The 20,161-nt window shown below is 39.3% G+C and carries 15 protein-coding genes, 1 tRNA gene and 7 pseudogenes; 17 read left to right on the top strand and 6 right to left on the bottom strand.

What is annotated here, in order from left to right; genetic code table 11:
• The first annotated feature begins 53 nt into the window (after positions 1-53).
• From aroA to pyrF, 7 genes and pseudogenes are all read left to right on the top strand, one after another.
• A pseudogene (gene aroA, locus ACZ1G6_RS07415) lies at positions 54-1,339 on the top strand (3-phosphoshikimate 1-carboxyvinyltransferase).
• A 64-nt stretch (positions 1,340-1,403) separates the two neighbouring features.
• A pseudogene (gene cmk, locus ACZ1G6_RS07410) lies at positions 1,404-2,094 on the top strand ((d)CMP kinase).
• Between the two features lie 93 nt (positions 2,095-2,187).
• A pseudogene (gene rpsA, locus ACZ1G6_RS07405) lies at positions 2,188-3,863 on the top strand (30S ribosomal protein S1).
• Positions 3,864-3,953: 90 nt separating this feature from the next.
• A complete protein-coding gene (locus ACZ1G6_RS07400; protein WP_472618697.1) occupies positions 3,954-4,232 on the top strand; it encodes an integration host factor subunit beta in 279 nt (92 codons plus the stop codon).
• Between the two features lie 31 nt (positions 4,233-4,263).
• Positions 4,264-4,524 (top strand): lipopolysaccharide assembly protein LapA domain-containing protein, encoded by a 261-nt coding sequence (locus tag ACZ1G6_RS07395; protein WP_472618696.1) that lies wholly within the window; start codon positions 4,264-4,266, stop codon positions 4,522-4,524.
• The gene (gene lapB / locus ACZ1G6_RS07390; RefSeq protein ID WP_472618695.1) at positions 4,524-5,693 is read left to right on the top strand and encodes a lipopolysaccharide assembly protein LapB; all 1,170 of its coding nucleotides are present in this window, start codon (positions 4,524-4,526) and stop codon (positions 5,691-5,693) included. The genes ACZ1G6_RS07395 and lapB overlap by 1 nt, the downstream gene beginning before the upstream one ends.
• Before the next feature lie 13 nt (positions 5,694-5,706).
• Positions 5,707-6,405 (top strand): orotidine-5'-phosphate decarboxylase, encoded by a 699-nt coding sequence (pyrF, locus tag ACZ1G6_RS07385; protein WP_472618694.1) that lies wholly within the window; start codon positions 5,707-5,709, stop codon positions 6,403-6,405.
• A gap of 73 nt (positions 6,406-6,478) precedes the next feature.
• On the opposite strand, the pseudogene ald reads toward pyrF, so the two are convergent.
• Positions 6,479-7,611, bottom strand: a pseudogene (ald, locus tag ACZ1G6_RS07380) (alanine dehydrogenase).
• Positions 7,612-7,732: 121 nt separating this feature from the next.
• Here ald and lrp point away from each other — a divergent pair.
• The 6 genes and pseudogenes from lrp (at position 7,733) to serS (ending at position 14,450) form a co-directional block, all read left to right on the top strand.
• Positions 7,733-8,216: pseudogene (lrp, locus tag ACZ1G6_RS07375) on the top strand (leucine-responsive transcriptional regulator Lrp).
• Positions 8,217-8,346: 130 nt separating this feature from the next.
• Positions 8,347-10,779: a DNA translocase FtsK gene (locus ACZ1G6_RS07370; protein WP_472618693.1), complete on the top strand. Its 2,433-nt coding sequence runs from the start codon at positions 8,347-8,349 to the stop codon at positions 10,777-10,779.
• A 1-nt stretch (position 10,780) separates the two neighbouring features.
• Complete coding sequence (gene lolA, locus ACZ1G6_RS07365) at positions 10,781-11,473, top strand: outer membrane lipoprotein periplasmic chaperone LolA (RefSeq protein WP_472618692.1); 693 nt, start codon at positions 10,781-10,783, stop codon at positions 11,471-11,473.
• A 112-nt stretch (positions 11,474-11,585) separates the two neighbouring features.
• Entirely contained in the window at positions 11,586-12,764 is a 1,179-nt protein-coding gene (locus tag ACZ1G6_RS07360) for a replication-associated recombination protein A (RefSeq protein WP_472618691.1), read from the top strand.
• Positions 12,765-12,768: 4 nt separating this feature from the next.
• Positions 12,769-13,152 carry a fluoride efflux transporter CrcB gene (crcB, locus tag ACZ1G6_RS07355; protein ID WP_472618690.1) on the top strand — a complete coding sequence of 128 codons (384 nt, stop codon included), beginning with the start codon at positions 12,769-12,771 and terminating at the stop codon, positions 13,150-13,152.
• A gap of 8 nt (positions 13,153-13,160) precedes the next feature.
• Positions 13,161-14,450, top strand: a complete 1,290-nt coding sequence (gene serS / locus ACZ1G6_RS07350; RefSeq protein WP_472618689.1) for a serine--tRNA ligase — start codon at positions 13,161-13,163, stop codon at positions 14,448-14,450.
• Positions 14,451-14,464: 14 nt separating this feature from the next.
• Here the strand turns inward: serS and ACZ1G6_RS07345 are convergent, their stop codons facing one another.
• The 5 genes from ACZ1G6_RS07345 to ACZ1G6_RS07325 are packed head-to-tail and all read right to left on the bottom strand — an operon-like array spanning position 14,465 to position 16,555.
• Complete coding sequence (locus ACZ1G6_RS07345; protein ID WP_472618688.1) at positions 14,465-14,800, bottom strand: TusE/DsrC/DsvC family sulfur relay protein; 336 nt, start codon at positions 14,798-14,800, stop codon at positions 14,465-14,467.
• Between the two features lie 24 nt (positions 14,801-14,824).
• Positions 14,825-15,076 carry a hypothetical protein gene (locus tag ACZ1G6_RS07340; protein ID WP_472618687.1) on the bottom strand — a complete coding sequence of 84 codons (252 nt, stop codon included), beginning with the start codon at positions 15,074-15,076 and terminating at the stop codon, positions 14,825-14,827.
• The gene (locus tag ACZ1G6_RS07335) at positions 15,076-15,429 is read right to left on the bottom strand and encodes a DsrE family protein (protein WP_472618686.1); all 354 of its coding nucleotides are present in this window, start codon (positions 15,427-15,429) and stop codon (positions 15,076-15,078) included. Before ACZ1G6_RS07335 ends, ACZ1G6_RS07340 begins: the two co-directional genes overlap by 1 nt.
• Positions 15,426-15,851 (bottom strand): sulfurtransferase complex subunit TusD, encoded by a 426-nt coding sequence (tusD, locus tag ACZ1G6_RS07330; RefSeq protein ID WP_472618685.1) that lies wholly within the window; start codon positions 15,849-15,851, stop codon positions 15,426-15,428. Before tusD ends, ACZ1G6_RS07335 begins: the two co-directional genes overlap by 4 nt.
• A 44-nt stretch (positions 15,852-15,895) precedes the next feature.
• Positions 15,896-16,555, bottom strand: coding sequence for a Bax inhibitor-1/YccA family protein (locus ACZ1G6_RS07325; protein WP_472618684.1), 660 nt, complete (start codon positions 16,553-16,555; stop codon positions 15,896-15,898).
• Between the two features lie 209 nt (positions 16,556-16,764).
• Between ACZ1G6_RS07325 and ACZ1G6_RS07320 the strand changes: the two genes are divergently transcribed.
• From ACZ1G6_RS07320 to pgsA, 4 genes and pseudogenes are all read left to right on the top strand, one after another.
• A tRNA-Ser gene (locus ACZ1G6_RS07320) sits at positions 16,765-16,856 on the top strand.
• A gap of 148 nt (positions 16,857-17,004) precedes the next feature.
• A pseudogene (uvrY, locus tag ACZ1G6_RS07315) lies at positions 17,005-17,647 on the top strand (UvrY/SirA/GacA family response regulator transcription factor).
• Positions 17,648-17,652: 5 nt separating this feature from the next.
• Positions 17,653-19,477: pseudogene (gene uvrC / locus ACZ1G6_RS07310) on the top strand (excinuclease ABC subunit UvrC).
• A 55-nt stretch (positions 19,478-19,532) separates the two neighbouring features.
• Positions 19,533-20,102: a CDP-diacylglycerol--glycerol-3-phosphate 3-phosphatidyltransferase gene (gene pgsA / locus ACZ1G6_RS07305; RefSeq protein ID WP_472618949.1), complete on the top strand. Its 570-nt coding sequence runs from the start codon at positions 19,533-19,535 to the stop codon at positions 20,100-20,102.
• Positions 20,103-20,161 lie beyond the last annotated feature (59 nt).

The raw sequence follows: 20,161 nt of genomic DNA, 5'->3' as shown, positions 1-20,161 counted from the left end.
CACGCAAGTAAGTTAGGCAAAATATTAGTGGAGCTATTACAATGGAGTCCAAAGTGGAGCAATTAAGCTTATCTCCCGTTAAAAAAATCAATGGCATTATTCATCTACCTGAAGTAAAAGTCTCTCCAACAGGGCGCTTTTATTAGCAGCGATGAGCGAAGGTACCTCTGTTCTTCATAATTTACTCGATAGTGATGACATTCGTCACATGCTAAATGCATTAAGCGCGTTGGGTGTGAAATATGAGCTTTCCGATAACAATACCACTTGTCATATACAAGGAGTAGCAGGGGGCTTTTCATCGACAGAGCCTCTCACTCTGTTTTTAGGTAACGCTGGCACAGCAATGAGGCCATTGTGCGCAGTACTAGCATTTTGTGACCTTGATGTGATGTTAACTGGTGAACCACGTATGGAAGAACGTCCTATAGGTGATTTAGCAGACGAACTGATAGATGCTGGAGCAAAAATTACTTATCTTAAGGATATAGGATTCCCTCCATTACGTATTCAACAATCACAAATCGACAAGAGAGAATTTGACATCGACGGTAGTGTTTCAAGCCAATTTCTTACCGCGTTGTTAATGGCTGTTCCTCTTTTAAATGATGACGTGTCAATTGATATAAAAGGCACTTTGGTATCGAAACCATATATAGATATAACCCTTAATAGTATGCAGGCTTTTGGTGTTGAGGTTATTAATCACAATTATCAAAAGTTTGAGATTAAAGGCGGGCAACGATATATCGCCTGTTCAAATTTTTTAGTTGAAGGAGATGCATCTTCTGCATCTTATTTTTTGGCGGCAGCTGCAATAAAAGGAGGAACTGTCGAGGTCACTGGAATAGGAAAGCATTCTATACAGGGCGACATTCAATTTGCAGATGTATTAGCCAAAATGGGGGCTGATGTTGAGTGGTTTGATGACCGAATTCGAGTTAGCCGCAAAAATTTGACTGCCGTTGATATGGATATGAATCATATACCAGATGCAGCAATGACAATCGGAACGACAGCTTTGTTTGCAAAAGGTGTGACGACTTTACGAAATATTTATAATTGGCGAGTTAAAGAGACCGATAGGCTATCAGCGATGGCAACTGAGTTAAGAAAAGTAGGCGCCCAAGTCGAAGAGGGTGAAGACTATATCAGTATTACGCCTCCGCTTGAATTACAGCATGCTTGTATAGATACATATGATGACCATCGTATAGCGATGTGTTTTTCCTTGGTGAGTCTTGATGATAAGTGCGGAGTAACGATTAACGATCCAAAGTGTACGTCAAAAACCTTCCCCAATTATTTTAAGGAGTTCGCCAAGCTTTCTACTAACTAAGTTGGCACTATCTGTTCAAGGTAGGTATAATCCGCGTCAAATTTTTCAGGTAGGAAAATAGTTCATGCAAACATTGCATATAGTAACTGTCGACGGACCAAGTGGCGCAGGCAAAGGAACACTAAGTAGTATGCTCGCTGATGCGTACAAATGGCATTTTCTTGATAGCGGTGCAATTTATCGTGTTTTGGGTGTTGCAGCCTTGCACCATGGTATAGAGTTATCAGACGTTGCTGGTCTGCACCCACTTGCGAATGGACTAGATGTCACTTTTCCCATTACATCTGACGGTACAAGGGTTATTTTAGAAGGTGAAGATGTTACCGATGATATTAGGACTGAAGATGTTGCTAGTGCCGCATCTAAAGTTGCTGCAATCCCACTTGTTAGAGAAGCATTGTTACGTCGACAAAGAGCGTTTGCACAAGCGCCTTGGTTTGGTTGCTGATGGCAGAGATATGGGGACAGTGGTATTCCCAGAAGCTAGTGCTAAAATTTTTCTTAGCGCAAGCGCCGAAACACGCGCCCATCGGCGTTATGAGCAGTTGAAAAGTAATCATCAAGGTGTTACAATCTCGCGCCTTTTGGCTGACATACAGGCAAGAGACGAACGCGATCGCAACAGAAAAGTGGCTCCATTAGTACCTGCACAAGGTGCATTGGAGATTGATTCTTCTGACATGACGATATCGCAAGTGTTTGAAAAAGCTAAGTATTTTATTGATAAAAAAATACATGGTGATTTAACCGCATAGCGTACTATTTGACCAAGTTTAGGATGAACTAGGTACTTTATTAACAACCCCGACATTCTGGATTGAATGAGCGGATTAACTTAGATATTAAATATGACTGATAATTTTGCAGATCTTTTTGAAGAAAGCCTTCAACAACTAGAAACTCGCCCCGGTGCCATCGTAAAAGGCACAGTAGTATCAATAGATAAAGACATTGTTCTTGTTGATGCTGGTTTGAAATCAGAAAGTGCTATACCTGCCGAGCAGTTCAAAGCTGCAGACGGTTCACTAGAAATTGCTGTTGGTGATTCAGTAGACGTCGCGCTTGACGCTGTTGAAGATGGCTTTGGTGAAACTATTCTATCTCGTGAAAAAGCCAAGCGTCATGAAGCTTGGGTAGAGCTAGAAAAAGCTTATGATGAGAAAGCAACTATCAAAGGTATAATCAATGGAAAAGTCAAAGGTGGCTTTACTGTTGAAGTGAATACTGTACGTGCTTTCCTACTAGGCTCTTTGGTTGATGTACGCCCAGTTCGCGAAACCAACCATTTAGAAGGTAAAGAATTAGAATTTAAAGTAATCAAGTTAGATGCCAAACGCAACAACGTAGTTGTATCGCGTCGTGCAGTAATTGAAGCTGAAAGCAGTGCAGAACGCGACCAGTTGCTAGCTAACTTGGAAGAAGGTGATGAAGTTAAAGGTATTGTTAAGAACCTTACAGACTACGGTGCATTCGTAGATTTAGGTGGCGTTGACGGTCTTTTACACATTACTGACATGGCTTGGAAACGTGTTAAACACCCAAGCGAAATTGTTAACGTTGGTGATGAAATCAACGTAAAAGTATTGAAGTTTGATAAAGAAAAATCTCGCGTTTCACTTGGTATGAAGCAAATGGGAAGTGATCCTTGGCAAGAAATTGCTAATCGCTACCCAGAAGGCTCTAAGCTAAGTGGCGCTGTGACTAACTTAACTGATTACGGTTGTTTTGTTGAAATTGAAGATGGCGTTGAAGGTCTAGTACACGTTTCTGAAATGGATTGGACAAACAAAAACATTCATCCGTCTAAAGTAGTTAATCTAGGTGACGTTGTTAACGTTATGGTTCTAGAAATTGACGAAGAACGTCGTCGTATTTCTTTAGGCCTTAAGCAGTGCATCGATAATCCTTGGGAAACCTTCGCTAAGTCACACGAAAAAGGTGATAAGGTTTCTGGTAAAATTAAATCAATCACTGATTTTGGTATATTTATCGGTCTTGATGGTGGAATCGATGGTCTTGTTCACTTGTCTGACATTTCATGGCAGAAGCAAGGTGAAGAAGCCGTTCGTGATTATAAGAAGGGTGACGAAATTAGTGCTGTAGTACTTCAAGTTGACCCTGAGCGTGAGCGTATTTCACTTGGTGTTAAACAAATCGAAGAAGACCCGTTCAATAAGTATCTGACAGATAACAAGAAAGGTGCTATTGTTAATGGAACAGTAATCGAAGCCGATGCTAAAGGTGTAACTGTTCAACTTGCTGAAGAAGTTGAAGGTTATATTCGTATTGGTGACTTATGGCACGTGAAAGAGTCGAAGACGCTGGTGAAGTAGTGAAGGTAGGTGATACTATCGATGCTAAATACACAGGTGTTGATCGTAAGAATCGCGTAGTTAACTTGTCGGTTAAAGCTAAAGATCAAGCAGATGAGAAAGAAGCGCTTGATAAAGTAAATAACCAAAGCGATGATGCTGGTTTTGCTAACGCAATGGCTGAAGCATTCAAAGCTGCAAAAGGCGAGTAATTGCTCAAATCGGAGCGGCGAATTAGCCGCTCCATCTTACCCTTTCATTCCTAGGTTACATTACCCAATTTAGACAAACGGAGTAATCACGTGACCAAATCTGAACTTATTGAACGCTTAGCTGTTCGCACTGCATCTATCCAAGGTAAAGAACTAGAAGACTCAGTAAAAGAGTTACTAGAACAAATGGCTCAAACCCTACAAAAAGGTAGTCGTATTGAAATACGAGGATTTGGTAGCTTTTCTTTGCACTACAGAGCTCCACGTGTCGGTAGAAATCCCAAGACAGGCGAAAAGGTAGAGTTAACCGGTAAACATGTACCCCATTTTAAAGCGGGTAAAGAATTACGAGATAGAGTTGATCTCTAGCATAACTAACATTCAAAGATAAAAGGTCGGCATGAAAGGAATTATTCTGATTATTATAGCGCTATGCTTAATACTCATTGCAGCTGTCGTTGGTACCCGAAACGCTCAAATAATTGATGTCAACATACTCATTGCGCAGATTCCTATGCAAGTACATGTGTTCATGGTTATTTGTCTAATAGTAGGGTTCTTACTAGGCACATTTACGATATTAACTAAATATCTTGCCCTCAAAGTGAAATTTGCCTCGATGCGTAGGCGTTTAGAAAAACTTTCAAAAGAACAATCCTAATGCTAGAGCTTTTATTCTTATTATTGCCTGTTGCTGCCGCTTATGGCTGGGTAATGGGTCGCAATAGTTTAAGAAGCGCTCAGCGTAAACAGTCTTCAATATTATCCAATCATTATTATAAAGGGTTAAATTTTCTATTATCAGATGAGCCTGATAAGGCGGTAGATACTTTAATTAAAATGATAAGTGTCAACAATGACACTATCGAGACACACATTGCGATGGGAAATTTTTTCAGACATCGTGGAGAGTTGGATAGGGCGATTAGGGTACACCAGAATCTTATTAGCCGAGATGAAATTAATAAACAGCAAGAGGCATTAGCGCTTATTGAACTAGGCACCGATTATCTGTTAGCAGGCTTTCTAGAAAGGGCTGAAGGTGTTTTTATACAATTGCTTGAAAATGAAACGCACTTTGGCGTTTCTCAACAAAAATTATTTAATATTTATCAGGTTACCAAAGAGTGGAACAAAGCCGTTGAACTTGCTAGCCGTAGTTTAAAAGTCACGCCTAATGACGAACACTTATATCAATTATTGGCTCATTTTTATTGTGAACAAGCGTTGTCATTTATAGAAGAAGATAAATTAGATGAGGCGCAACTGACTTTAAAAAAAGCAGTAATGGTTGAAGGAAAGCAAGTGAGAGCATGGCTTGAGCTAGGTAAATTAGCTATCAAGCAAAATGAATTTGTACAAGCAATGGATTATTTGAGTGAAATTCCGAAACGGGACCTTGATTGGTTAAGCGAAGCGATACCATTATTAGAAACCTGTGCTAGTAAGACTGACAATTGGGAGAAACTCGAAAATATTTTAGAGCCTTATTGGCAAAAGTGTGCGTCTTCTTATATCGCTAAAGTTAACATCCTTGCTCGCAAAGGGGAGACCGAACCTGCTGTACAGACTTTGCTCAAACAATTAAAACAGCATCCAACAATGCGGGGGTTTAAAGCCTTATTGAGCCTTTATCAAAAGATGCTCATTGATGAACGTACACAAAATAGCATTGTACATTTACATGAACTAATTGATAAACAGATAGCACAACGTCCAAAATATAGATGCCATAGTTGTGGTTTCTCTGGACGTCAGCTCTACTGGTTATGCCCATCCTGCAAAAAATGGTCTGTAATCAAACCTATTAAAGGTTTAGACGGCGAATAAATTGGAGTACTAAATGGACAAATGTCCTGTCATTATTGCCCTTGACTTTGATAATATTAATCATGCAAAACAACTAGTTGAACGCCTAGACCCAAGCCTTTGTCGTTTAAAAGTTGGCAAGGAAATGTTTACTTTATTCGGGCCGCAATGGGTAGAATATTTAGTCGATAAGGATTTTGATGTTTTTTTAGACTTAAAATTTCATGATATTCCTAATACTGTGGCAAAAGCGGTTAGTGCCGCTACCTCGCTAGGCGTATGGATGGTGAATGTGCATGCAACAGGTGGTCGGCCTATGATGGAGGCTGCGGTAAATGCAATTGCCCAAAGTAATGTTAAACACAAGCCACTATTAACCGCAGTCACGGTGTTAACAAGTATGAATCAGGTGCAGTTAAACGAAGTAACGCCGAAGGTACAACTAAACCAACATGTTGAGCGTTTAGCTAGCTTAAGTAAAGAGTGCGGATTAGATGGAGTAGTATGTTCTGCACAAGAGGCATCAGGTCTAAAGTCAATGTTAGGACATGAGTTTTTATTGGTTACGCCAGGGATTAGACCACAAGGTTCAAGTGTGGACGATCAACAAAGAATAGTGACGCCACAACAAGCAAAAAAAGACGGTGTAGACTTTATGGTTATAGGTCGTCCCATAACAAAACATACCGATCCCCTAGTCTCATTACAGGCTATCAATCAAAGCGTAAAGTAGAACTATGTAAAAACTAAAAAGACAGGAAGATAAAATCATTCCTGCCTTTTTTTGAGCTGTTATCTACAATGAATTACATGTCTAGGGCTTGCAAGGCCTCTACATATCTTAAGTCCAATTGAGCCCCTAAGGCATCGGTAACTGCTTTATATGTAACAACGCCTTTGTGAACATTTAAGCCATTTAACAAATGAAGGTCATCTTTCATGGCTTTAACAGCACCTTTATTTGCGATTGCTAAACCAAACGGTAAAGTCGCGTTATTCAATGCCATGGTCGATGTTCTTGCTACTCCTCCAGAGCATATTGGCCACACAGTAATGGACTACGTCATCTACAACGTAAACGGGATCTTGATGGGTAGTCGCTCTAGATGTTTCAAAACATCCCCCTTGGTCAATTGCAACATCCACTAAAACAGAGCCAAGGTTTCATATTCTTAATATGGTCTTTGTTTAGTAATTTTGGCGCTGCTGCCCCCGGAATTAGCACTGCACCAACAACTAAATCAGCACGCGAAGAGTAGTAGGCAATGGCATCCTCAGTTGAATATACCGTTTTGATTTGGGAATTAAATATGTCATCAAGTTCTCTTAAGCGAGGAAGTGAACGGTCAAGAATGGTTACATCAGCACCTAAACCTACTGCCATTTTCGCTGCATTAGTTCCAACTACACCGCCACCAATAATGAGTACTTTACCCGCAGCAACACCTGGAACGCCTCCTAATAAAGTTCCACTACCGCCATGCGCTTTTTCAAGGTAGTGCGCACCAGCTTGTATTGACATTCTGCCAGCCACTTCACTCATAGGTGCTAATAACGGTAAAGCGCCAACTCTATCAGTTACTGTTTCATAGGCAATACATGTCGCTTTGGAAGCAACTAATAGCTCAGTTTGCAATGGATCTGGTGCCAAATGCAGGTATGTATATAACACTTGGTCTTCTCTAAGCATTTTACATTCATTTGGCTGCGGCTCCTTTACCTTTACGATCATATCACTTTTAGCAAAGACTTCTTCAGCCGTATTAATGATAGTAGCGCCGGCAGAAACATAAAGTTCGTCTGTAAATCCGATAGCGGTTCCAGCATTCGTTTCTACTAATACTTCATGACCATAACTTACGAATTCGTTTACTGCTGCTGGTGTTAAACCCACGCGATACTCATGGTTCTTAATTTCTTTTGGTACACCTACAATCATCATTAATCTTCCTATAAAAAATTTTCGATAATTGTAATGTAATTGTTAAAAATAAAAATTTCGAAGTTTTTAAATATTTAGTATAAAATATTGACTAAATTACCTTATGCAGAATTATATTTTGTTAGTAAAAACTCCTAAGCACATCGATAGAATTGACAGGCGTATTTTATTAGAGCTTCAAAAAGACGGTAAAATTTCTAACGTGGAGCTTTCAAAAATAGTGGGCCTTAGTCCAAGCCCATGCCTTGAAAGAGTAAAAAGACTAGAATCCCAAGGATATATTCAGTCTTATCATGCAAAACTTGACCCCAGTAAATTAGGGGCAGCTATGTTAGTATTTGTCGAGATTACATTAACAAAAACGAGCGTAGATATATTTGCCGAATTTTCTGCTGCAGTTCAAAAGCACGAAGATATACAAGAGTGCCATTTAGTATCAGGTAATTTTGATTTTTTGTTAAAAACACGAGTTGCCGATATGTCGAGCTACAGAAAATTATTAGGAGATACTTTATTGCGTTTACCAAGGCGTAAGTGAGTCTCGTACTTATGTAGTAATGGAAGAAGTTAAACATACGGCCAATATTAAGATAAATATGTAGAGCAATGAGAATTTTTGATGTCCAATCAAGGCGCTTATGCTACTCTATTTATCGCTTATCTGCGTTGTCTGCTGACTTATAACTAAAATAAAAATGTATGCTTTCGTCAAAATGAGATTTAACAAATAACATGGCTAGATTATCTGGCATTCAAAGAATTATGGAAGTGGGCGTTATCGCTTCGTGTGGGTTTGCCTTTTTCTTGTTGGTTTCTTTAGTAACATTTCATCCAAGTGATCCTGGGTGGAGTCAAGCTGGTACCGCATTTAATACGCAGAACATGATGGGACCCGTCGGTGCTGAGTTTGCGGACGCCCTATTATTTATATTTGGGGTAACAGCCTATTTAGTTCCTTTTGTTCTTGCATTTGTCGGGTGGTTTGTATTTCTTCACATTAAACGCCTACAAGATCTCGATTATTTAACTATTGCGTTACGACTCATTGGCATTGTTTTACTTGTTTTTGGCTTTACAGGTATTGCAAGTATCAACTTTGATGATTTTTATATGGTCTCTGCTGGTGGCGCGATGGGTGATATTATTAGTAGTGCGTTAATGCCTCACTTTTACTTTGTAGGTTCTGTACTCTTACTACTTTGTTTCTTTTTTACTGGCGTAACCTTAGCAACGGGTATTTCATGGTTAAATGCCATCGATGGAGTAGGGTACTTTGCGATTAAAGGTGCTAAATATGTTTATTCTTTGCCCAAAAAAGTTGAAGCTTTACGATTAAGTGCTCCGAAATCTAATGACAGCACTAAGCCATTACCAAATAAACAAAAATCAAACGATGAATTAACCATTACTGCAATGCGGCCAGAGCCTCCGAGCAAACAAGAACCTAGTTTTCAATTTCCTGATGAGGCTGAATTTACGCAAGACAGTACAGTACAAAACGACACTTTATCTCCTAATCATCAGTCATTTGAAGATGGTAATGAACCTGCTTATACAAAAGCGCCAGTAAAACCAAAGGCAAGTGTATCGTCGACACCCATCGAACAAAAACACAATACTTTTAATGACTCTAGTACTGATTTGGAATCACAAAAGACGCATGAAAGTATAGCTCCTCTTCCTTCTTTTGATCTTTTGCAGCGTGCCGATAAAAGAGAAAATCCAATAAGCGAAGAAGAGCTTCAACAGGTAGCGCGTCTATTAGAGTTAAAATTAGCGGATTTTAATATTCAAGCGACGGTGGTTGATGTGCTTCCTGGGCCCGTGATTACGCGCTTTGAATTAGATTTAGCACCGGGTGTTAAAGTAAGTAAAATTACAACTTTGGCGAAGGACCTTGCTAGGGCAATGTCGGCAATTTCAGTTCGAGTAGTTGAAGTGATTCCTAGTAAGTCAGTTATTGGACTTGAGTTACCCAATAAGCACCGTGAAATGGTAAGACTAAGTGAAGTTATTGCATGTGATGATTTTCAAAACAATCCTTCAGAACTAACGATGGTTTTAGGGGCTGATATTAGTGGTGAGCCCGTCGTGGTTGATCTTGCCAAAATGCCTCATTTGTTAGTCGCTGGCACAACTGGCTCGGGTAAATCAGTTGGTGTCAACGTGATGATTTTAAGCCTTCTTTATAAATCTTCCCCAGAAGATGTTCGAATGATAATGATTGACCCTAAGATGCTTGAGCTATCTGTTTATGAAGGCATACCTCACTTACTAGCAGAAGTAGTTACTGATATGAAAGAAGCGTCTAATGCCTTGCGTTGGTGTGTGGGTGAAATGGAACGTCGATATAGATTGATGTCAGCATTAGGGGTAAGAAATCTAAAAGGCTACAATAAAAAGGTGAAATTGGCGAAAGAATCCGGTGAACCCTTGTTAGATCCTCTCTGGAAGTTTGAAGAAAGTATGGAAACCACAGCACCAGAGCTAGAAAAGTTACCAGCAATTGTCGTTGTTGTAGACGAGTTTGCTGACATGATGATGATTGTGGGGAAAAAAGTTGAAGAACTTATTGCAAGAATCGCGCAAAAAGCAAGGGCAGCAGGCATACATCTTATTCTTGCAACACAAAGGCCTTCAGTAGATGTCATTACTGGCCTAATTAAGGCTAACATTCCAACAAGAATAGCGTTTCAAGTGTCTAGCAAAATTGACTCTCGTACTATTTTAGACCAACAGGGCGCTGAATCATTACTTGGTATGGGGGATATGCTTTATAATCCACCTGGAACAAGCATTACAACACGCGTACATGGTGCGTTTGTTGATGATCATGAAGTACATGCTGTAGTTGCCGATTGGAAAGCTCGTGGCGAGCCCGATTATATTGATGAAATACTCAATGGCGAAATGGGGGCTGATAACATGTTGCCTTCAGAGCATTCTGAAAATCAAGATGAAGAGTATGACGCGGTCTACGATGAAGCGTTAGCATTTGTTACGCAAACTAGAAAGGTGTCTATTTCAAGTATCCAGCGCAAGTTTAGAATAGGGTATAATAGAGCTGCGCGAATCGTTGAACAATTAGAGCAAAATGGTGTCGTAAGTACAGCAGGAAACAACGGCAACCGAGAAGTATTGGCTCCACCACCAATTAGGGATTAGTGTGAAATATCTATTTATTAGTCTTACCTTATTAGCGGGCAACGTAGTGTTTATGGGTGCTGCTGATGCGCAAGATACTTTAGCAAATCAAGTGATGCAGACTTCTCAGGTGACAGTTAAGCCTTCAATAGAGTCAAATAAAAATGCAAAGCGTGAACTTCGTACTATTTTATCTTCGTTAAACAATTATAGTGCGCAGTTTCAACAAATTATTGTTGATTTTCAAGGCAATACATTACAAGAATCTAGTGGGATGATGGCCTTAAAAAAGCCACAAATGTTACGCTGGGAGTTGTTATCTCCTGAGGAATCTTTATTGATTGCTGATGGTGAAACAGTTTTTAACATTGACCCATTTGTAGAACAAGTCACTTTGATCGCGCAATCTAGCTTAACAAACAGTAATCCTTTAATGTTACTAATAAGCGATGATAATCAGCAATGGGACGAGGCAATTATCAGTAAGATAGATAATCTGTCGTTTCAAATAAGGTCTTTGTCAACATCTTCGCCAATAGATAATGTACAGCTGATTTTTAATGAAAAAAATGAATTAATTAAGCTTATTTCAATTGATAAGCAACAACAGACAAATACAGTGACGTTTTCAAATGTTAAGCTAAATAACATCGAAACCCCAGCCGTTTTTACTTACAGCATTCCCCAGAATTGGGTCGTAGATGATCAGCGCTAACTAATACAATGACAAGTCATGGGCCACTTGCGAGCCTTCTTAGACCTACCAACCTTGAAGATTATGTTGGCCAAAGCCACTTAGTATCACCCGGTAAACCTATCTTTGAACTATGTACGAAGAAAAAGCCAAGTTCAATGTTACTATGGGGGCCACCTATGGGACGGGCAAAACATCGCTGGTCAATGTGCTTTCCCATTATTGGGATATCGATATCATCCCACTAAGCGCGATTAATAGTGGAATCAAAGACATAAAGCAGGTGGTTGACGCATCAACTAGCCTGTTAACAGGTCCTAAAGTGGTTTTTGTAGACGAAATCCATCGTTTTAATAAAACCCAACAGGATGCTTTTTTGCCTTATGTTGAAGATGGCAGTGTAATATTGATAGGTGCAACCACTGAAAACCCTTCATTTAGCATTAATAAGGCTTTAATGTCTAGGCTAAGGCTGTATAAATTACAGCCTTTGACAAGCGATGAACTTAAGGTTTTATTGAATAGGGCGCAATCATATTATAGTTGTTCGGGTAAGGCGTTTAGTATTGAAAACAAAGCATTAGAGCGTTTACTGTATTTTGCAAATGGAGATGCTAGGCAATTTTTAGGTTTGCTGGAAGCATCGCTTGATGTTTTGAGTGAGGGTAGCTCAATTATATCACTAGCATGCTTAGAACAAGCAAGCTCAGAGCCGTTAACTCATTTCGATAATAAAGGCGATCATTTTTATGATGTACTAAGCGCTTTTCATAAATCGGTAAGAGGATCGGATGCGGACGCTGCGTTATATTGGTTTGCTCGTTGGTTACTAGGCTCAACTGATGTAGTGCCTATTTGTCGAAGGTTATTGGCTATTGCGACTGAAGATATTGGAACAGCGGATCCAAACGCGCTTCAGCATTGTTTAAATGCTTGGGATACTTATCATAGAGTTGGTAAGAGCGAAGGTGAACGGGCTGTTGCACAAGCAATTGTTTATTGTTCACTTGCCCCCAAAAGCAATGCCTTATATCTTGCGTTTAACAAGGCCAAACAACTTGCTAAAACAACGTCAAATCTTGATGTTCCTGTTCATTTAAAAAATACTGCCAACAAACATGCATTAGATCTTGAAAAACATGAAAACTATCAATATGCACACGACTTTGACTATGCATTTGCTCCGGACCAAGAATATCTACCCGATTCTCTACAACATGATAGAATTTACGTAGCAAATGATAGAGGCCTAGAGAAAAAACTGGCTCAAAAACAAGCGTTTTTATCGAAACTCAAAGATAGGAGCAAATAATAAAATGCTAGCAAATCTCAGTGCTTACTGGTTTATCGCGCTTGGCGGTGCACTAGGAGCTTGCCTTCGTTATTTTTGTGTCAGTGAATTGACAAAACTATTGGGAAAGGGCTTTCCATTTGGTATTCTTAGCGTGAATTTTATAGGGTCAATAGGTTTAGGATTAGTATACTTTTGGGCAGAGCAACACCAACACCTAACAGACAACATTCGTTTGTTTGTTTGCGTTGGTGTTTTTGGCGCATTGACAACTTTTTCTACATTCACACTTGACACTTTTTTATTGCTTCAAGAAGGTGATTTTGTCAAAGCACTTATAAATACAATTTTAAATATTAGCTTATGCCTGTTGGGCGTGTGGCTAGCAATGTTTCTAGTAAAAGGATAAAGGTCTTCATGTTAGATCCACGATTATTACGCAACAATATTGAGCAAACCGCTGATGCATTAGCAAAACGCGGATTTACATTAGATGTTGCTGCTTATAATGAGCTCGAAGAAAAACGTAAGCATTTACAAGTTAAGACGCAAGAGTTACAAAATGAACGAAATGTACGTTCAAAGTCAATTGGAAAAGTAAAAGCAAGTGGCGGTGACATTGCGCCTTTGCTTGCTGAGGTTGATACATTAGGTAATGAGCTAAATGACGCTAAATTGGCCTTGGAGCAAGTTTTAAATTCGCTGAATATCTTTTATCAAGAAACCCCCAACGTCCCACATGAGGATGTTCCTGTTGGAAAGGACGAAGACGATAACCAAGAAATCTTAAAATGGGGAACGCCAAAGCAATTTGAATTCACTCCACAGGATCATGTCGACATTGCAGCTAAAATTGGCAATGGCTTAGACTTTGAAACAGCGGCAAAACTCTCAGGTAGCCGATTTGTGGTGATGAATGGACAGATTGCTCGAATGCATAGGGCATTAGCGCAATTTATGTTAGATATGCACACTCAAAACCATGGTTATCACGAAGTTTATGTACCTTATTTAGTAAATTCAGACAGCTTATATGGAACAGGGCAATTACCAAAATTCGGTGAAGACCTTTTTCATACAAAACCAGCTACAGAAGAAGGTCAAGGCATGTCACTTATTCCGACTGCTGAAGTGCCACTGACAAATATTGCGCGTAATGAGATTTACAGTGATACCGACCTTCCAATTAAGATGACTGCTCATACCCCATGTTTTAGAAGTGAAGCTGGATCGTACGGCAGAGACACTCGCGGACTAATTAGGCAACATCAGTTCGATAAAGTTGAAATGGTTCAGCTAGTGCTGCCTGATACCAGCATGAATGCTTTAGAGGAGCTTACTGCTCATGCAGAAAATATCCTTCAAGCATTAGTATTACCATATCGTAAGGTGGTTTTATGCAGTGGGGATATGGGTTTTGGCGCTTGCAAGACTTATGACTTAGAAGTATGGCTACCTGCACAAGACACTTACCGAGAAATATCTTCGTGTTCTAATATGGGAGATTTCCAAGCTCGTAGAATGCAAGCTAGGTATAAGTCTAATGATATGAAAAAGCCAGAGCTGTTACATACATTAAATGGATCTGGATTAGCGGTCGGTCGAACCCTTGTTGCAATACTAGAGAACTATCAGCAAGAAGACGGTTCAGTAACTGTACCAGAGGCACTAGTGCCTTATATGAATGGTGTTACCACTATAAAGTAATATTGTTAATAGCGTTACAGACACTTAGCAGGCTTAGGTAAGCCTGCTATTTTAGTTGCTATTTTTGCAGGACCTTTTGGAAAAAGACGATATAGATAGCGGCTATTGCCTTTTTCCGGACCATACTCTTGCTTCATTGCGTTCACCAGTGCTCGAATTGCTGGGCTAGTGTCATATTGCTCATAGAAATGTCTGACAAAATTCACGACTTGCCATCTTTCTTCAGTCATTTCAACTTGTTCACGTTCAGCGATTAGCGTTGCAAGTTCAACAGTCCAGTTTTGGCTATTTATAAGATAGCCTTCTTTGTCTGTTTTTATTACTTGACCCTCAAATATTATGTTTTCCATATATCCCAGTTTTCTTTTTACAGACTATAGCGTGACAATAGGCGCATTTTCGGCGCATTTATGCACCCATTCATCATAATTAATTTGTATAGATTCAGGAATGGAAACCCCCGCAATAAGCACATCAGGGGCTAATGCACTTATCCTAAGATTAGGATATTTTATTATTAGCTCTTGGTATCTATAAACAGCACTTTGCAAAAGTATGACTTCAACGCCCTCATCACGATAAACTTCTAACTTTGAAATATCAGTACTGCGAAATAAAATAAGCATCAAAACACCAATACATGTGAAGCATTTTTGAGCAAATTACAAAATTCTGTGCCATCAATAAACTCATACTCCTTATCAGTAAGCTGGCATCGTAAATTACTTTGGGTGTCCCCAAGCATTATGAAAAGTTCGTCAACTTCAAAAAACGGCAATGCTTTTAACTTTTTATACATGTTTTTACTTTGTCTACTAATAGTATTTTGATTAGGTAACCATTGGTTTACAGCCAAATCACTAAACACCATTTTGACCGAGAGTTCTAAGCTTGAGGCGCCTAGCGCTAACTCGTACGCTTCTAACGATGCTGTTGTATAGGGGGCTTGTGTAGTATGGATAAGAATATAATCATTCATAATTGAATGCCAATTGCACCTTTCGCAATACTTTCAAAATATGTTAACACGCCTGTTTGTTTAAATGGGGCAAGTAGGTTAGCTCGACTTTCATCTGCTAGCGTTTTATCTACAACACCTCTTCTAGCAGCTGCGCTTATACAAACATACAAAGGGATGTCATATGTTTCATGCAAGTCTATCCACGCGCTGTGTAGATTTATTTCGTCTGCATTAGGCACAACTAAACTAGAGCTATTGTGTACACCGTCATGATAGAAAAACACATGGTCAATAGTGTGACCCTGCTTTAGCGCATGTTTGCAAAAAGCAATCGCGTTTTGGGCACTTAAACCGCAATAGGGTGCTTGGGTTAGCATCAGGGTAAATGTTTTACTCATCACAATAGTATCGTCAAAACACGTAAGCTTTACAAGTAACAAAAAAAACGCCCCAAACGGGGCGTTGTACATTTTATTATCGAATATTAGTCATCAGTCAAGTTTAAAATCGAGAGCAAAGACATAAAGATATTGTAAACACTTAGATATAAGCTGACCGTGGCGCGTATATAGTTTGTTTCACCACCGTTTATTATGCGGCTTGTATCAAACAATATAAACCCAGACATAATGAATATAATAACAGCGTTTATGGCTAGTGTGAGTGCTGGCATTTGGAAAAAGATGTTGGCAATTATGGCGATTAGTGCAACCACTAAACCAATCATCAAGAAGCCGCCCATAAAACTAAAGTCCTTCTTAGACACTAGTGCATAAGCAGACAGACTAAAGAATATTACAGCTGTTCCGCCGAGTGCCTGAGCGACTAATCCGCCTGCGCCACCAGCGATGTACGCGCTGATAATGGGGCCGATAGAGCCGCCTATTAAACCTGTGAAAGCAAATACCCAAAATAGACCCGCTGCAGAATCCGCTTTTTTCTGAACAATAAACAGTGAAATAAACGCACCGATTATCATTGCAAAATAACCAACAATCCCGACGTTTAAGAACGACGTTATCGTTGCAGTGATTGCACTAAAGCCTATTGTTAATGCTAGTAACATGTAGGTATTGCGAAGTACCTTATTCATTTCTATCGCAGGGCTATGCACTGCATTAGAATCCAAAGTACGCTTGTCCATTTTTTTCTCCAAAACACAAAAGGTATGATAACTACAATTAGTTAGTCTATATGTATGGTGTTTTGTTCATTTTTTCAAGATTTTTCGAACAAAATAATGGCTAAAGTGTAAAGTTTGTATAAAAAACCTTCGAACGTTCATAAAAACCTGATATTTTTTACAGAAATACTTTACAAGAGCGGTTTTCACCTCTAATATTCGCACCACTTGGAGAGCTGGCAGAGTCCGGTTGAATGCACTTGACTTGAAATCAAGCGAAGGGTCAAACCTTCCGGGGGTTCGAATCCCTCGCTCTCCGCCATATTTAAAGAAGCCCGCAATCGTTGCGGGTTTTTTTGTGCTTGAAAAATATTACATTGTAATTCGGTTCATTTTTATGTTACTACTGACGCGTCATCTCAAACGATGGCGTCACTTATAATAAAAAGATAGAAGAAGGTTGTTAGACGTTGATTGATATTCTTGTAGTTGATGATCATGACCTAGTCCGCACGGGAATTGTTCGTATATTAAATGATGTAAACGACTTTAATGTTGTTGCTGAATTAGGTTCTGGTGAGGAGGCTATTGACTATTGCCGCAAAAATAGTCCTAGCATTGTATTAATGGATGTATCCATGCCTTGGCATTGGCGGTGTTGAAGCGACCAAAAAATTACAAAAAATATGTGATGAAGCCAAAATAATTTGTATCTCTATGCACAAAGAAAATCCGATCCCAGCCAGAATTATGCAAGCAGGTGCATGGGGCTTTTTAACAAAAGATGCCGAGCCTAACGAAATGGTTAACGCCATTTATAAGGTTCACTCTGGGCAAAAATATATTGCACCTGACATTGCTCAGCAAATCGCTATAGGGCAGTTAGATTTTTCAGTCGACAACCCCTTTGAACAACTATCCGAAAGAGAATTAGAAATCACCCTTAAATTAGTTAATGGAATGAAGGTGCCCGAAATCGCAAAGCATCTTCATATTAGCGCTAAAACGGTTAATACTTATCGGTATCGTTTATTTGAAAAATTAAATATTCAATCTGACGTTGATTTAGTGCATTTAGCATTACGCCATAAGTTGATTCAAACGACGGCATAGCAGTAATGTCAACAGATTTTGACTCTAACTCCTTCCTACAACACTTGACGAGTGAGCCGGGCGTTTATCGTATGTATGATATACGAGATGATGTCATTTACGTAGGTAAAGCAAAGAATTTAAAAAAGCGTTTAAGTAGCTATTTTAGACAGCAAGTAGACAGTGTTAAAACACAAACATTGGTTAAAAATATTGCCAATATTGACATTACAATTGTCAGCAGTGAAACAGAAGCGTTTCTTTTAGAAAACAACTATATTAAAAAGTACAGACCTCGATATAACGTGGTACTGCGAGATGATAAATCTTATCCATTTATTTTTCTATCTGACCATGAACATCCAAGGCTAGCTTTTCACCGTGGCCCTAAAAAAAGAAAGGGCGTATATTTTGGGCCTTATCCAAGCTCTTGGTCAGTAAGAGAAAGTCTTCGCTCTATGCAAAAGATATTTCCAATTCGCCAATGTGAAGATAGCTATTACAGAGCAAGGTCTCGTCCTTGCTTGCAATATCAAATGCAAAGGTGCAGTGCGCCATGCGTAGAAGGTCATATTAGTGATGAAGAATATTCACAGCAAGTTGAATTAGCGTCTCTATTTTTAAATGGAAAGAACGCACAAGTAATTGAAACCTTAGTGGATAAAATGGAACAGGCTAGCACATCACTCAATTTTGAAGCTGCCGTCAGGTATCGCGACCAAATTAGCGCCTTACGAAAAATACAAGAGCAACAGTTTGTCGCAGGAACCCAAGAGGAACTTGATGTCTTTGGGTTTGCCTTTAAAAATGGCATTGCTTGTATTTTTGGTGTGTTTATTCGAGACAGCCAAGTGTTAGGAAGCAAAGCGTTTTTCCCTAAGACCCCGAAAGGGGTAGAGGCCCCAGAGGTATTTAGCTCATTTATTTTACAATTCTACCTTGCAGGAAACAAAACTATTCCCAAACAAATTGTCGTTGCAACAGTGTTTGAAGACATGTCCAGCATAGAAAAGGTACTAAGCATCGAAGCAAAGCGAAAAGTTCAGTTTTTTGTAGGGGCGCGTGAAGACAAGCGAAAATATTTGCAGTTAGCAAATAATAATGCCAATAACGCCCTTGAAACTCAACAGAATCAGCAGCGTTCAATATTTGCTCGATTTACAGATTTAGAGGCAAAGCTAGAATTAGATAGTCCAATAAAACGAATGGAGTGCTTCGATATTTCCCATACGTCAGGCCAGCAAACGGTAGCTTCATGTGTTGTATTTGATCGTAATGGACCATTAAAACAGGACTACAGAACCTTTAATATAGAAGGTATTACGCCTTAGTGATGATTACGCTGCTATGGCTCAAGCGTTAACAAGGCGCTACAAAAAAGCATCTAGTAAAGATGCCAAAATGCCTGATTTGTTACTAATTGATGGCGGTAAAGGACAGTTGTCACAAGCCGAAAAACACTTCAAGGATTGGCCACAAGAGACCAAGCCACTTATTATTGGAGTAGCTAAGGGAACAAGCAGAAAGCCTGGCCTAGAAACGCTTATTTACGCATTCACACATGAAACAATAGCGGTTGAATCTGACTCACCCGGTTTACATCTTGTGCAACATATACGCGATGAATCGCACAGATTTGCAATAAGCGGACATAGAAATCGTCGTCAAAAGGTTAAAACAAGTTCTCCACTTGAAGGAATTCCTGGAATTGGCCCTAAAAAGCGTCAAACGCTGTTAAAATACACGGGTGGTTTACATGGTTTGAAAAAAGCTAGTAAAGCAGAGATAGCGAAAATCCCAGGGATTAGCATTGAGTTAGCTGAGACTATTTATGATTATCTGCACGTCTAGGGATATTATTTGATATGATTGATGTTAGTTTTATTTGTGTAGAAGTATTATTGTGATTTGGACAGTTCCTAATATTATTACGGTTTTTAGAGTTGTTCTAATTCCTGTTTTTGTAAGTGTGTATTTCTTAGAATGGCAATACGCGAAAGAGCTTGGTGCATTTATATTCTGGTTTGCTGCAATTACAGATTGGTTTGACGGATATTTGGCGCGCAAACTTGAACAATCAAGCCCATTTGGCGCTTTTTTAGACCCCGTCGCAGATAAACTTATTGTTGCTGCCGCCTTGTTAATGATTACTCATGAATATGCATCTGTATACATTACTATCCCCGCTATTATATTGTTAGTAAGAGAGATTTATGTGTCTGCATTAAGGGAGTGGATGTCAAAAATTGGTGCGTCCGATATTGTGAAAGTTAGTTTTTTGGGGAAAGCTAAAACGATGGCACAAATGTTAGCGCTCATTGGCTTGCTATCTGGTTTAGAAGAATTTATGGGTTTTCCCATATATTGGGTAAGTCTGGGTAAAGTCTTGTTGTATGTCGCAGCTGTTTTGTCCTTGTGGTCGATGATTGAGTATACAAATGCAGCATGGAAAACATTAGTAAAAACCCAAGACTAAGGCAGACTTGGTTAAAAATTGACTGAACAGTCATATTTCTCTAGATTTAGTGTTGACAG

The sequence above is a fragment of the Glaciecola sp. HA4-3 genome, assembly GCF_055693685.1.
The sequence above is the reverse complement of the archived record's forward strand: the minus strand, read 5'-3'. Positions and strand labels throughout refer to the sequence as shown.